This window comes from Bradyrhizobium sp. 186 (assembly GCF_023101685.1).
Lineage (GTDB): Bacteria > Pseudomonadota > Alphaproteobacteria > Rhizobiales > Xanthobacteraceae > Bradyrhizobium.
Genome location: NZ_CP082164.1, coordinates 4,377,463 through 4,391,791 on the forward strand (window position 1 = coordinate 4,377,463; position 14,329 = coordinate 4,391,791).

At 62.7% G+C, this 14,329-nt stretch carries 12 protein-coding genes and 2 pseudogenes; 8 read left to right on the forward strand and 6 right to left on the reverse strand.

Translation table 11 applies throughout. From position 1 onward, the window contains the following. Window positions 1-99 precede the first annotated feature (99 nt). The 5 genes from IVB18_RS20845 (at window position 100) to IVB18_RS20865 (ending at window position 5,021) form a co-directional block, all read left to right on the forward strand. Complete coding sequence (locus tag IVB18_RS20845; RefSeq protein ID WP_247990836.1) at window positions 100-546, forward strand: VOC family protein; 447 nt, start codon at window positions 100-102, stop codon at window positions 544-546. A 54-nt stretch (window positions 547-600) separates the two neighbouring features. Then, the gene (locus IVB18_RS20850) at window positions 601-1,737 is read left to right on the forward strand and encodes an Mrp/NBP35 family ATP-binding protein (RefSeq protein ID WP_247990837.1); all 1,137 of its coding nucleotides are present in this window, start codon (window positions 601-603) and stop codon (window positions 1,735-1,737) included. Window positions 1,738-1,933: 196 nt separating this feature from the next. After that, the gene (locus IVB18_RS20855) at window positions 1,934-3,022 is read left to right on the forward strand and encodes a TRAP transporter substrate-binding protein (protein ID WP_247990838.1); all 1,089 of its coding nucleotides are present in this window, start codon (window positions 1,934-1,936) and stop codon (window positions 3,020-3,022) included. A 168-nt stretch (window positions 3,023-3,190) separates the two neighbouring features. Next, the gene (locus tag IVB18_RS20860; protein ID WP_247990839.1) at window positions 3,191-4,279 is read left to right on the forward strand and encodes a TRAP transporter substrate-binding protein; all 1,089 of its coding nucleotides are present in this window, start codon (window positions 3,191-3,193) and stop codon (window positions 4,277-4,279) included. Between the two features lie 391 nt (window positions 4,280-4,670). Next, window positions 4,671-5,021, forward strand: coding sequence for a hypothetical protein (locus tag IVB18_RS20865; protein WP_247990840.1), 351 nt, complete (start codon window positions 4,671-4,673; stop codon window positions 5,019-5,021). A gap of 522 nt (window positions 5,022-5,543) precedes the next feature. On the opposite strand, the gene IVB18_RS20870 is transcribed toward IVB18_RS20865, so the two are convergent. Beyond that, window positions 5,544-6,707: an IS110 family transposase gene (locus IVB18_RS20870; RefSeq protein WP_247983249.1), complete on the reverse strand. Its 1,164-nt coding sequence runs from the start codon at window positions 6,705-6,707 to the stop codon at window positions 5,544-5,546. Between the two features lie 187 nt (window positions 6,708-6,894). Between IVB18_RS20870 and IVB18_RS20875 the strand changes: the two are divergent. Next, window positions 6,895-7,491: pseudogene (locus IVB18_RS20875) on the forward strand (tyrosine-type recombinase/integrase). Window positions 7,492-7,534: 43 nt separating this feature from the next. Further along, window positions 7,535-8,089, forward strand: a pseudogene (locus IVB18_RS20880) (transposase zinc-binding domain-containing protein). A 290-nt stretch (window positions 8,090-8,379) separates the two neighbouring features. On the opposite strand, the gene IVB18_RS20885 reads toward IVB18_RS20880, so the two are convergent. The 5 genes from IVB18_RS20885 to IVB18_RS20905 form a co-directional block, all read right to left on the reverse strand. Next, window positions 8,380-8,721 (reverse strand): hypothetical protein, encoded by a 342-nt coding sequence (locus IVB18_RS20885; protein WP_247990841.1) that lies wholly within the window; start codon window positions 8,719-8,721, stop codon window positions 8,380-8,382. Between the two features lie 126 nt (window positions 8,722-8,847). Further along, a complete protein-coding gene (locus tag IVB18_RS20890) occupies window positions 8,848-10,008 on the reverse strand; it encodes an IS110 family transposase (protein WP_247990842.1) in 1,161 nt (386 codons plus the stop codon). 194 nt (window positions 10,009-10,202) lie between these two features. Then, the gene (locus IVB18_RS20895) at window positions 10,203-11,003 is read right to left on the reverse strand and encodes a class I SAM-dependent methyltransferase (protein ID WP_247990843.1); all 801 of its coding nucleotides are present in this window, start codon (window positions 11,001-11,003) and stop codon (window positions 10,203-10,205) included. 31 nt (window positions 11,004-11,034) lie between these two features. Then, window positions 11,035-12,000, reverse strand: a complete 966-nt coding sequence (locus IVB18_RS20900) for a tripartite tricarboxylate transporter substrate binding protein (protein WP_247990844.1) — start codon at window positions 11,998-12,000, stop codon at window positions 11,035-11,037. A gap of 232 nt (window positions 12,001-12,232) precedes the next feature. After that, complete coding sequence (locus tag IVB18_RS20905) at window positions 12,233-13,192, reverse strand: cytochrome C-binding protein (protein WP_247990845.1); 960 nt, start codon at window positions 13,190-13,192, stop codon at window positions 12,233-12,235. Between the two features lie 462 nt (window positions 13,193-13,654). Between IVB18_RS20905 and IVB18_RS20910 the strand changes: the two genes are divergently transcribed. After that, window positions 13,655-14,329 (forward strand): response regulator transcription factor, encoded by a 675-nt coding sequence (locus IVB18_RS20910; RefSeq protein ID WP_247990846.1) that lies wholly within the window; start codon window positions 13,655-13,657, stop codon window positions 14,327-14,329.

Consider the following 14,329-nt stretch of genomic DNA (forward strand, 5'->3'; position numbering starts at 1 on the left):
CGCACCATAAACCCTTAGGCGGGGAGGGCAACGGCTTCGTTTGGCCGCCTCCTGTGCTAGGATCGCAGGACAAGGACTTCAAAAAAAGGGAGCGAAAGCATGGGCGTGGGTTTGGGCGTGAGCGTCGGCGTCCTCGATCATTTCAACATCCGGACCCGGAATCTGGCCGAGACGGTCCGCTTCTACGAGGACGTGCTGGGCCTGGAAAAAGGCGCCCGGCCGAATTTCGCCTTCCCGGGCGCCTGGATGTACAGCGAGGGCAAGCCGGTGGTGCACCTCGTCGATATTTCCCCGACCTCGGAGCCACAAAAGCCGGATTCCGGCGTTGTCCACCACGTCGCCTTCGTCAGCCGCGGCTTTGACGGCATGAAGCAGCGGCTCGCCTCCAAGGGGATGCAATTCGACTCCCGTCAGGTGCCCGGCGGCGACCTCTGGCAGATCTTCGTCCACGACCCCAACGGGGTGATGATCGAGCTCAATTACGAGGCGGCCAAGGAGCAGGGTGCTGCGCCCGCCGAGATGGCTGACGATATCGGCAGGCAGTAGCCTTTTTGGCGTTTCCGCTCTAATGGGGCACATCTTGAATTCAGGAGATGCGCTTTGAGCGTGACACAGCAACAGGTTCTCGACAGCCTTAGCCGGATCAAGTCGCCGCGCGGGGTCGCGCTCACCAATGCCGATGTGCTGAGCGCGATCAGCGCGTCCGATGGCAAGGTGTTCTTCTCGATCAATGTCGATGCCGCCGAGGCGCGGGCCTGGGAAACCGTCCGGGCCGAAGCGGAGGCCGCCGTGCGCGCCATTCCCGGTGTTACCACCGCGATGGTGGCGCTCACCGCTGAGCGTAAGGCCGGCGCCGCACCACCACCGCCGCCAACGCCCAGCCGCGGCTCGCCGGGCGTGCAGCCGGTCCATGCCCATAAGCCGCCGCAGGGCGGCACCTCGCCGATGGCGCGGCAGTCCGAGATTCCGGGCGTCGCCGCCGTGATCGCAGTTGCCTCGGGCAAGGGCGGCGTCGGCAAATCGACCACCGCGCTCAATCTGGCGCTGGGCTTGCGCGACCTTGGGCTGAAGGTCGGGCTGCTCGACGCCGACATCTACGGCCCCTCGGTGCCGCGGCTGACCGGCCTGCATGAGAAGCCGGAGCTGAACAGCGAGCGCAAGATGATTCCGCTCAGGCGTTTCGGCCTCGCGATCATGTCGATCGGCTTCCTCGTCGAGGAAGAAACCGCGATGATCTGGCGCGGACCGATGGTGATGTCGGCGGTGACGCAGATGCTGCGCGATGTCGAATGGGGCGAACTCGACGTGCTCGTCGTCGACATGCCGCCCGGCACCGGCGATGCCCAGCTCACGCTGGCGCAGAACGTGCCGCTGAAGGGCGCTGTCATCATCTCGACCCCGCAGGACCTGTCTCTGATCGACGCGCGGCGGGGGCTTGCGATGTTCAGGAAGGTCAACGTGCCCGTGCTCGGCATCGTCGAGAACATGAGCTACTTCCAGTGCCCGCATTGCGGCACGAAGTCGGACATTTTCGGTCATGGTGGGGCGCGGCACGAGGCCGAGAAGCTCGGAGTACCGTTCCTGGGCGAGATCCCCCTGCACATGGCGATTCGCGCCAGCTCGGATGCCGGTAACCCCGTGGTCGACAGCGAGCCGGACGGGCCCCATGCGGCGATCTACCGCGTGATCGCCGGTCAGGTCCGGGACCAGCTCAAGGGCGTGATCGCCGCGGCCTGAGCCGGCCTTCCGGGGGACATGCGACTTTTGTCGAGCCCCGTCATGCCAATGTCGCGTTCCGAAAGCGGGGCTTCCGTGTTAAAGGCCCACGGCAGTCAAGCCCCTTCGGTTCGACGCGGCTTAAAACGCGTCGCCGGTATGAGCGGCGGCAAAGAGGAAGTCTAGGGGAAACGCCCCAGCAAGGAGAGACCTGAAGATGAAGCGTCGTGATTTCTTGAAAGTGTCGGCAGTCGGCGCGGCGGCGACCGCGGTGGCCTCGCCGGCGATCGCGCAGTCCTCGCCCGAAGTGAAGTGGCGTCTGACTTCGAGCTTCCCGAAGTCGCTCGATACGATTTATGGCGGCGCCGAGCAGATGGCGAAGTACGTCGCCGAGATGACCGACAACAAGTTCCAGATCCAGGTGTTCCAGGCGGGTGAAATCGTTCCTGGGCTGCAGGCGCTGGATGCGACACAGAAGGGCACCGTCGAGATGTGCCATACGGTGTCGTACTATTACGTTGGCAAGGACCCGACCTTTGCGATCTTCGCGTCGGTGCCCTTCGGCCTCAACGCCCGCCAGCAGAATTCCTGGCTGTACCAGGGCGGCGGAAACGAGCTTGCCAACGAGTTCTTCAAGAAGTCGAACGTGGTTGGCTTCCCCTGCGGCAACACCGGCACGCAGATGGGCGGCTGGTTCCGCAAGGAGATCAAGACGGTCGCAGATCTCTCCGGCCTCAAGATGCGAATCGGCGGCATCGCTGGCCAGGTGCTCCAGAAGGTCGGCGTGGTGCCGCAACAACTCGCCGGCGGCGACATCTATCCGTCGCTGGAGAAGGGCACCATCGACGCCGCCGAATGGGTCGGCCCCTACGATGACGAGAAGCTCGGCTTCGCCAAGGTCGCTAAGTACTACTATTACCCGGGCTTCTGGGAAGGCGGTCCGACCGTTCACGCCTTCGCAAACATCGACAAGTGGAACGAGCTGCCGAAGAGCTATCAGGCGATCCTCACCAACGCGACCATCAACACCAATACTTGGATGGCTGCGCGCTACGACATGCTGAATCCGGGCGCCCTGAAGCGTCTGGTGGCCGGCGGCACCCAGCTTCGTCCGTTCACAAATGAAGTGCTGGAAGCCTGCCTCAAGGCGACCAACGAATTGTGGGGCGAGATCTCAGCCAAGAATCCCGACTTCAAGAAGTCGATCGACGCCATGCAGGCCTACCGCTCCGACCAATATCTGTGGTGGCAGGTTGCCGAATATACCTACGACAGCTTCATGATCCGCTCGCGCACCCGCGGCTGATCGCTTTAGTCCTAAAGTCGTAGAACCGGAAAGCCCGGCCTCTCCAGGAGGTCGGGCTTTTTCGTTGCCGCAATGCGATCGGGATGGAAATCGGCAGCGCGATGTTCCATGCTGGCCCGAAGTCTCAGCAAGAAGGCTCACAATCACAATCCATCAGGGTAGGAAATCATGAAGAGAAGAGACTTCATCAAAGTCACAGGACTCGGTGCAGCGGGTGTAGCGACACTCGCGGCTCCGGCGATCGCGCAGTCGTCGCCGGAGATCAAATGGCGCATGCCGACGAGCTGGCCGAAATCGCTCGACACGCTCTATGGCGGCGCCGAGATGATGGCCAAGATGGTGGCGGAAGCGACCGACAACAAATTCCAGATCCAGACATTTGCCGGCGGCGAAATCGTGCCCGGCCTTCAGGTGCTCGATGCCGTGCAGAACGGCACCTGCGAAATCGGCCATACCGCATCTTACTATTATTTCGGCAAGGATCCGACGTTCACCTTTGGCTCGGCCGTGCCGTTCGGACCAAACATGCGCATCAACCAGGCCTGGTACATGCTGGGCGGCGGCAGGGACGTCCTCAACGAGTTCTACAAGAAGTACAACGTCGTCTCGCTGCTTGCCGGCAACACCGGCTGTCAGATGGGCGGCTGGTTCCGCAAGGAGGTCAAGACGCCTCAGGACTTCAGCGGGTTGAAATTCCGCATCGGCGGCTTCGCCGGAAAGGTGATGGCCAAACTCGGCGCGGTGCCGCAGCAGATCGCCGGAGGGGACATCTATCCGGCGCTGGAGAAGGGCACCATCGACGCCGCCGAATGGGTCGGTCCGTATGACGACGAGAAGCTCGGCTTCGTCAAAGTCGCGCCGCATTATTACTTCCCGGGCTGGTGGGAAGGCGGGCCCATGCTTCTCGCCTTCGTCAACCAGGACAAGTGGAATGCGCTGCCGAAGTACTATCAGAGCATCCTCGAGCAGGCGGGGCACTACGCCAACAACTGGATGATGGCGAAGTATGACCAGGCCAATCCACAGGCGTTGCGGCGCCTGCTTGCGGCCGGCGCCAAGCTGCATCCGTTCTCTCCGGAGGTCATGCAAGCCTGTTTCAAGGCGGCAAAGGAGCTGCACACCGAAGTCTCGGCCACCAACGCGGACTTCAAGAAGGTTTACGAATCGCTGACGACGTTCTCAAACAACGGCTATCAGTGGTTCCAGGTCGCCGAGGTCGGATACGACAACTTCATGGCGCGCAACTCGCAGAGCTGATCGCGTGTCGAATGCTGGCCCCGGAGCGAAGGCTCCGGGGCTTTGCCGCTTTGAAGGGGGCCCAACAAAAATATGGAAAACAACCCCATGCAAAGTAGACGGGGGTTCGTGCACGATGCGCTGTGGATGCCGCCAACAGTTTGAGACGTCGGGGTAAATCAGCGGGACGAGGCGAGCATCGCGCGGCCGGGGCCGGCGCGGCGATTCGAAGGCCAGAGCAGGTGACCAGGGCACGACTGCCGTCGTCGGGACCGGCCGACCGATCGGTTTCGTTTTGCCCTGTCCGTCCTACGATCTGCGAAGCCGTTTGACTCGTCGGGCAAAACAGTGCCAAAAATCGATCATCGTATAATCCGAAACGTGCCCCCGGCGTCGATCCTTGGAGGTGACGATGAGCTTCGATCCTGACGAAGTTCAAAGCGCGCTGCGCAAGGCATGGTCGTTGTCGACTGCCAGCAAATGGGCCCCGAACAATCCAGCGGCAGGGCAATGCAACGTCACTTCGCTGCTGATTCACGAACTCTTTGGCGGCGACTTACTGAAGACGCCTCTGCCGGCCGGCGACCATTTTTACAATCGGATCGGAGGCCGAAGGTATGACTTCACTGCCAGCCAGTTCGATCGGCCAATCGCGTACATGGACTTGCGAGCAAATCGCGCCGACGCGGAGCTAGGAGCAACAAGCGACGAACTCGCTGAACTCAGATCCGCTTTTCAGGAGCACCGTACTAAGTCAGGTTAGGGGCAGCAGCCAACGTTGCCTGTCGCTTTCAGAGGTCCGCTATGGGCCAACGGACTTGTATGGGGCGATTTGTGTCAAGTCTATTCGTTATGGGCCATCTCCTTGTTCGGCCGGGCTGCGACATCTCCTCGTCCCGACCTGCTTTTCGCTAGGCTGCTGCGCGCAGCGGCGGTCAAGGGTGGCCGAAGGCCATCGCGGAGCGACTTGCCCTTGACGGCCGCGAGCACAGCGGCAGACTTGCGCGATCGGGGCGTATTCCGGCCCCGTTAGCTACTGAGACGATACCGAGGGGGAGCTCGCCATCGTGCGCGCAGATTGCGCGCCACGAACTTGTATTCGGCCGACCCGTGAGGATCGCAACCACGATGCAGTCATGCGCATCGGCGGCGAAGCTCCGAGAAGGCGGGCCCATTCTAAACCGCGGTGCAAGGACCATAGTCCAACATCGGGTTGCCGCCACCTCGGTTCATCAGCTGCAGCACGGCATCGATAAGGCGCTGGGCTGCAGCAACTCAGTCGTACTTATGCGGCCGGTCGCAGCAGCAGACCTGCCGGCGTTTCGCCGGTTGTCACGAGCCGCCACAGCGCAATGAGAAGCTTGCGCGCGAGCGCCACGATCATCGTCTTGCGCGTGCCGCCGCGGGCGTCGGAAGTTCGCTTCCGATACCACGCGGTCAGTGCGCTGTCCTTCTGGTGTACCAGATGACCCCAGGCGAGCTCGATCATCCCGCGGCGCACGCGGGCATTGCCCGCTTTGGCAAGCCCTCGCTCGCGTCGTTTTTTGCCGCTCTCGTCGGGGGCGCCGGTCAGGCCGGCATAGCGCGCGAGGGCTTTACGGTCCCGCATGTTGCGCGAGAACACCTCCTGCACGAGCATGTCCGCGGTATCAATGCCGACGCCGACGACCCGCGCGAGCAGGCGTACCATGGCATGGCGTTGCTCGTTGGGCGCTGCCGCCAGGCGTTTGGCACGGCTCGTCTCGATCTCCTTGATCTGCTGCTTGATGAAGCGCAGGTGGTTCATGTCGCGCTGCATTTCGGCCTGTGTGTTCGCTGGAACGGCCGAGCCCTCCGGCGTGCGCAAGGCCTCCAGCCGATTCGATGCCTGAGCCAGGTTTGGCCGGAAGCTGCGAATGCCGAGGCGGGCGAGGTTGGCCTTCAGGCGATTGATAATGCGTGTGCGTTCCCCGACCAAGCTCTGGCGCTCGCGGCCCGGCCGTTTTGCATCCTCGTCCACGAGGGTTGGGATCGCCGCCATGCTGCAATGCTTGGGTTCGCCGCGCAGCCAGCCAAGAAAGGCGCGTTTGAGCAGCTCAGTGTCAAGCCGATCTGTCTTCGCCCGCCGGTGCTCGCGCGACACCGGGACGCTCGACGGGTGGATTACGTAGGCCTCGATCTCTCGCGCTCGCAGCCAGCGTGCTAACCAGAAGCCGTCGCGGCCGGCCTCATAGGCGACGACGATCCGTTTGATCGTGCGTCCAGCCTGCACCGCTTCCTTCTGCCAACGATGCAGAAGCTGCAGAAGCGCATCCTGGTCTGGGCTGAGCTTCTTCAAAGGATTGCGTTCGAGACCGGGCACAATACCGGCGACCAGCCAACTCGACTGGCCGATCTCGATTACGGCGATCACTGTCGCGTCTTGTTCAAATGTGACAAGGCATCTGCTCAGGTCGTTCTGCTTCGCCATAGGGGCCTCCATCGCTTTGTTGCCGCGACGATGGTGCCACTGCCTCGCCGCGCAGCCCATAGCTTCTAAACCGCTCGCGCGGTAGGACGCTGCGGCTGGCGGCACAAGCCGAGAGGATAGCGCAACGGGGCGTCCTGTCTTGAGATCGAGGGGTTTCGACAACCTCACTCAAGACAGGAGCATCCCCATGACCGACGAGGCCATGAGCCCATTGCGGCGGCGCATGATCGAAGACATGACGATCCGCAAGTTAGCGCCGAAGACCCAACATGACTACGTGCAGAGGGTCAAGAACTTCGCGGCGTTCCTCGGGCGATCACCCGATATAGCGAGCTTCGAGGACGTGCGCCGCTACCAGCTGCATCTGACGGCGAGCGGCGTTGGCGTGCCGACCCTCAATCAGACCGTAAGGCGGCAAGGACCGTAACGTCATGCTGTCGCCGAGCCTGCTCGACCTGCTGCGGACCTGGTGGAAGGCGGCGCGTCCGCAGGGCTGGCTGTTCCCGGGCCGCGATCCGGCCCAGCTGATGACCACGCGCCAGCTCAATCGCGCCTGTCACGCCGCCGCCCAGATGGCAGAGATCAAAAAGCGCGTCTCGCTGCACACCTTGCGGCACAGCTTTGCCACCCACCTGCTCGAGCAAAACATTGATGTCCGCGTCATCCAGCCAAGCTCGTCACCACCGCGCTCTATACCCGCGTCGCCACCAAGACGATCAGTGAGGTCATGAGCCCGCTAGAGCACATCGCGCTCAAGCTCAAGGAGATCCGGCCGCCCGGCTGACGTTGAGGCGCTTGTGTCGCGCCCGGCTTTGGAGGTCGCGGAGATCTTCCGCGACCGTGGACCGGCATGGCGCAGAGCCAATGCCGGCCATGTCAGCCTCGAGCAGCTGAAGGTGATGTCGGCAATCGAGAACTGCCGCACGGCAGCTCTCGGCGGCCGTGTCGCGCGCTGCGAGGACTGCGCCTATACGACGATTCCTACAACTCCTGCCGCAACCGGCACTGCCCGAAGTGCCAGGGCGCCGCCGCGAAGCAATGGCTCGCCGACCGTGAGGCCGACCTCTTGCCGGTGCCGTACTATCACGTGGTGTTCACGCCGCCGCTTCCTCATCCACGTGCTGCCATCCCGCTTCCACCGCATCCGCCACTACGGCCTGTTTGCCAAAAGCGCTTGCGCCGACAACATCGCACGCGCCCGTGAGCTGCTCGCCGTTGCAAAATCTGACGACCAGCCCACCGCGGCCGTTGTCGATCCCAGCAAGCCGAGTTGTCCATGCTGCGGCGGTCGCATGATCGTCATCGAGGTCTTCGAGCGCGGTGCAACGCCACGGCATCGGCCGACAGGTCCAACGAACGTCATCAGGATCGACACCTCATGACCGCGTCTCAATCCTGTAAATCAGCCCATCGCGCTCGCTGGCTCTCGACCGGCCACGGCAGAGCGCGCCCAGATTTCCAACTGGCGTCTCAAATCGCCCGGCAGTTCATCATGTCCGACGCGATCCGCCGTCTATTCCTCACCCGCTTCACCGTCGAACAACCTACCGGATCAGCTCGATCCCAATCAAACGTCTCACCCGCGGCGCTCAAATCCCCATAACGCCTGCCGCACGGCCTTACGTTCCCTCAAGCGCGGTTTCCTTGTATGGGGTTTTGTCAAGGAGGCGTTTCAAGAGGCGACAGGTCGCGCATCTTTTCCTTCGTCAGTTTCTTTGTTCGATCTGAAAGCCGTTTCTTCGTCCCGACCCGCACTTCGCCTGCGCTGGCGCGCGCAGAAGCTGTCAAGGTTGGCCGTCGCACGAATCATACCACAGGCTCCGCCGTTGCCAGGCCACACCTTGACAGCTTCGAGCACGACGGCACGGTTGGTGCGATCGGGATAACGATCGGAGGGGAGCTCGCTTGCGGGCGCGATCAATCGCGCCACAACCTTGTATTCGGTGGGTCCAAGGACCCGAACCATGATGCAGTCATGCGCATCGGCAGCGAAGCTCCGAAGCGGCGGACCCATTCTCCCTTTCGGCATTGAAGCCAAGGAAACACGTCGGGACCCCGCCACCTCGAACCGTCATCGGCGACACCGTCACAAGCGGACAGACAGGGCCGAAACTGTTGGGTGTCCTTCAATGGCCTCCGTTCATGATGCCGGCCGCAGAACGACCCCGTCCGGCACTACGCCCTCCCGCACGAGCCGCCACAGGGCGACCAGGAGCTTGCGCGCCAAGGCCACGATCATAGTCTTGCGCGTCCCGCGGGCATTCTCGGTACGGGTTCGAAACCACTGCGCCAAGACGCTGTCCTTCTGGAACCTGAGAAATCGCCACGCCAATTCGATCATGCCTCGTCTCACTCGAGCATTGCCGGAACGGGTCAGTCCTTTCTCCCGGCGTCTTCTGCCGCTCTCGTCGGGCGAGCCGGTGAGGCCGGAGTAACGCGCTACAGCCCGTCGGTCGCGCATGCTTCGCGACAGTACCTCCTGCACCAGCATGTCGGCCGTCTCAACACCAACCCCGATCACGCGCGCCAGCAGGTGCACCATTGCATGTGGTCCATCACTGGGCGCTTGCTTGAGACGCTCCAGGCGAGCGTCCTCGATCTGCCGTATCTGATCGCTGACGAGCCGCCGGCGCGCCATGTCGCGACGCAGCTCAGCCAGGGTGTTGGGCGGGATCGGCTCGCCCTCGGGGGAGCGCAAGCCGTCAAGGCGTTCGGCAGCTTTCTTCAGCTTGGGATTGAAGCCGCGGATGCCGAGCCGGATCAACGCTGCTTTCATTCGGTTGACGATCCGACTTTGCTCTCCGATGAGGCTCTCGCGCTCACGGTTGGGGCGCTTGGCATCTTCGTCCTTGATTGTCGGGATCGCGACCATCTTGCAATGATCACGCTCGCCCCGCAACCAGCCGAGAAAGCTGCGTTTGAGCAGTTCGGTGTCGAGACGATCGGTCTTGGCGCGCCGGTGCTCGCGCGATACCGCTACGCTCGACGCGTGAATGACATGCGCCTCGATGTCGCGCACTCTGAGCCATCGGGCCAGCCAGAAACCGTCACGGCCGGCCTCGAAAGCGACCGCGATGCGTTCGATTCCGTATCCTGCCTTCTGCGCCTCATCTCGCCAGCGATTGAGCAGCTTCAGTAAGGCGTTCTCGTCGACCTCAAGCTTCTTCGACGGCTGGCGTTCGACGCCAGGCACAATCCCCGCAACGAGCCAGCTCGACAGGTTCATCTCGATCACGGCGATCAGAGTGCCGTCCGGTTTGAGGGGTGTGAGGGATCGGCTCAGGTCGTTCAACTTCTGCATGGGGTGCTCCATCGGTTCACATCAGCGCCGATGAATGCCATATCCTTACCTTCCTCACCGCCGCCGTCTGCTACATAGCATCTCCCTTGGAGGCTTTCGGACGCCGGCCCCGTGCGCGCGGCCCCACCGTCATGGGGCCGGCATCCGAAACCCTTCACAATAGTGGACGTGAGGCGAGGTGCCCATGATCAAGGTCACCCCGGCGCTTTACCCCTGACTGCATTTGCTCGCGCCACATACTCGACAGAGCCGTCAGGCCGAACAATTTTGGCCCGCACGGCGTCGACCAATCTCGTGCGTTCGTTCGTCTCCAATCCAGCAATCTGCCTGGCGATCGGATTGAAACTCGGCGTTTGCGATGTCCAAAAGTCCTCAAAATCGGAGAACCGCATCGTCACATTGATTATTCTGGTTAGGATCCCGTTCAATCCGGCGCGCTCAAACAACGCATTCAGCCCGGAAAGACTGCTGCCTTCAGCGCCCGGCGTCGGCGCGACCAAGGCGCCTAGTTCGCGAAGTCCCTGGCGGAACGGCCATGTCGGGGAAAGATCCGCGGCGAAGTCCCAGACATAGGCGCCGACCATTGCTTCCTTGCGCGCGACACGACGCATCTCCGACAGGGCCAGATCCGGGTTCGAGACGAAGTTCAGCACGAGGCCTGAAGCGACAATGTCGAAGGTGCGATCGGTGAAAGGCAGCGCCAAGGCATCTCCAACCCGGAAATCAACCTGTTGCGCCGCCGGCCGATGGCGCGCGTGACTGATCTGTGCCTGTTCCGGGTCGATGGCGAATACCGCGGAGGGCGCGCATCGATCGACGATCAGCTGAGTGAAACTGCCGGTTCCGCAACCGACATCAAGCCAGCACGCGCCCGGTGCCGGCGCGAGCCACTTCAGAAATACCTCGCCCGCGCCGTGGCTCCAGCGACCCATGAAGCGCTCGTAGGCGGTGCCGTCGTCGAAGCAATACGCGGCACCTTTCGCAGGCTCGGTCAAACCGGCTTTCCTCCCAGACGGTATCGTTACGTTACTCGGCCTTGAGCCCGATGGCCTTGACCAGTTTGGCGTTGAGCGCGATTTCCTTTCGGACATAGGCATCGAATTCCGATGTCGTCATCACGATCGAATCGACTCCCAGCGCCAGCAGTTTGGAACTCACTTTGGCGCTCTTCAGCGCCGCGCCCGTCTCGCTATGCAGCTTTTCGACGACGTCGCGAGACGTGCTGGCCGGCAGGAAGACGCCAATCCAGATCGGATACTCGGCGTCAACAAAGCCGGCTTCCTGTGTGGTCGGCACGTCCGGCAGTGCCGCCGAACGCGTGGCACCGTTGAGCGCCAGCGCCGCGAGCTTGCCGTCCCGGATGAGCGGCAACACCAGGCCGACCGGTCCGAAGAAGAAGTCCACCCGGCCCGCGATCACTTCGGTCATGGCTTCCGAGCCGCCCCGGAACGGGATGTGCAAGGCATCGATGCCGGCGCTCAGCCGAAACCGTTCGGCACTGAGGTGCGTTGCGCTCCCTACTCCGACCGACGAGAACGTCAGCGCGCCTGGCTTCGCCTTGGCGGCCGTCACGAGGTCGCCAGCCGTCTTGAAGCCTTTTCCCGGCGAGACAACCAGAACGCACGGCAAAGACCCAAGCGGAATCACCCCGGCAAAATCGCGCGCGGGCTCATAGCTGAGGTTCGGATAAAGCGACGGCGCGATGGTATGCGCATTCGAATTGACGAGCAGCGTGTAGCCGTCCGGGTCGGCCTTGGCGACGAAAGCGGCGCCAATTGTTCCTCCCGCCCCGCTGCGGTTCTCAACCACGATCCCGTGTCCGATCTGAGCAGCGAGTTGCTCGAACACGACGCGCGGAATGATGTCGGTCGTGCTGCCCGCGCCAAAGGGAATGATGGCTCGCACTGGCTTCGCTGGCCAGGTCTGCGCCTCGACAGCGGATACCGACGCTAGGCTGATTGCTCCAACGAGTAACGGCCAAATCGACTTCATCGAGTCCTCCCTGGGCACAGGAATCGAATGCACTTTCCCGACCGCAATTGGCCGGTGGGCCGAAATCCCTTAGGGTAGGTGGATCTACGACTGGCGCGGAACCGTACTCCTGCTGGACCACTCATCGCAAACGAATTGGACAGCAATTCGTGCGAAGGCTTGTTGGGCCGATGTCCGGTTTGGGTCCAGGAGCCGACATGCCAACGAGATTGCGCTCCGGCGGCGAAAAATATTACGGCATGAGGGACGCCGTATAGGCGACCAGCGCGATCATGGCGTCGATGCTGAGATTTTCAACAACCGGTTTCATAAGTTCGCTATTGGCGCCCTTCCGTGCGCCCGATTTGAAGTCGTAGAGCTGCCTGAACGCATACGTAGGCGAACGGGCCGCAATCCCGGGCGCCACGGCAGTCCCTTTGAGGTCGGTACCGTGACAGGCGGCGCACTGGACGCGGAGATCGCTGCTCGCCGCCAATGCCCGGCCTTTCTCAATGCTCCCAAGCGGGACGTAGGCGATGAAACGAGCGCGCGAGTCCCGGCTCACAAAGTGTTCGACATTTTCCGGAATCTCGATGATCCGCTGGCCGATTGGCTCCTTCTCGCCGCCATCCATCGCGGCCAAGAACAAGTCCCTGACATGTGTCTTCGGGACGGTGTCGGCTTCTAGGACCGCAATGTTCGATCTCTGCTTGATTGACGCAAAATAGGCCGCAGCCTCCTTGAGTTCCTGATCGGTCACCGCTTTGGACACCTTGATCATCAAGTCGGTGGCGACGCGAGGCACCGAGTTCGTGCGCAGGCCCGTCTTGAACTCCACCGTTTGCTGTATGATGTATTCCGCGGAGAGGCCAAACAGGCTGGCATTTTCAGGGCCGCCCGGTCCGTCCGTCCGGTGACAGACGCCGCACGCGAACACATCGGGCTTCCTGCCCGTTGCCACGATTTCTGGCATTGGCGGATGCTCTTCGGGATGCCAGTCGGGCGCGGCGAACAGATCGCGCACTTGCGTGAGCGTAAAACCGGCGGCGCTATCCGGGACGTGCCTGATCTTGCCATCGTCGGGTGCGCGTTGAAAATTTGGCGGGTTTACCGGATAGGCCCATGCCGGCGGACCGTCTTGGCTTTGTGCAGGCGCCCCCGCTGCAGCAAGCGATATCAGCGAAAGCGCTGAAAGCCCTGTGGCAATTTTCATGGCTCTCAAGACCTCTGTGCGCCTAGGCGAAGCCAGACTGTCTTTCTGAAGGCCAAGATTCAGGGGTGGCCACCGGGCGCTCGCGAGGCAACGCCCCCCGGGAAATCTGCGGGCACCGCAATTGCTTCCGCCCGCACTCCAAGAAGCATTCAAGGCCGCGGACTCGCTGGCGTCAATAGGCGATTCAGATGCCTAAGTCCGCTTTGGGGCGGAAGCTGACCTTACCCAGCGGCGCTGCAAATGTCCGCTTTCGTGGCCAGAAACGGCGATGCCCTGTCGTCCTGCTCCAACAGCCAACATTGGCGGCTTTGTCAGCACGCGTCCTCAACAGCTTACACGAGCCTGACAAACGCGAGCATCAGGCCGCGTGCTTTTCGCTGGCCGAGACGCCCCGAATGTTGGAAGAGAGCGATCAAGCGGCGCGAGCCGTGTGGTTGCACCGGAACATCCGGCGGGAATGCGATGCGTCTTCTGATCGTCGAGGACAATGCCGAGCTGTCGCGCCTCGTTGCCGGCGGGCTTTCGGCGGCCGGCTATGAGAGCGACATCGTGGGTAGCGCGGCCGAGGCGCGTGAGGCGGTGCACAATGTCAGCTATGCCGCGATGATCCTCGACCTCGGCCTGCCCGATGGCGACGGCCTGTCGGTGCTGCGCGAGCTGCGCCGGCAGACCAATCCGCTGCCGGTGCTGGTGCTGACCGCGCGCAGTGGCTTGCAGGACCGGGTCAACGGCCTGCGCAGCGGCGCGGACGACTACCTCGCAAAGCCGTTTGCGATGGAGGAGCTGGTGGCGCGGCTGGAAGCGATCCTGCGCCGGCCGGGCCAGCTGCTCGGCCGCTCGCTGCATCTGGCCAATCTCGTCTACGACACCGAAAGCCGCCAGATCTTCGTCGACGACCAGCCGCGGATCATCTCCGCACGCGAGGCGTCGGTGCTGGAGATCCTGCTGCGCCGGCAGGGGCGGGTGGTGCCGAAGAAGAACGTCGAGGACCACATCTTCGGGCTCGAGGGCGAGGTCGCCTCCAACGCGGTGGAGGTCTACGTCTCGCGGCTGCGCAAGCAGCTCGCCGAGCACGGCGCCAGGGTCGTGATCCACACCATTCGCGGCGTCGGCTATCTCATGGCCGAGGAGAAATAG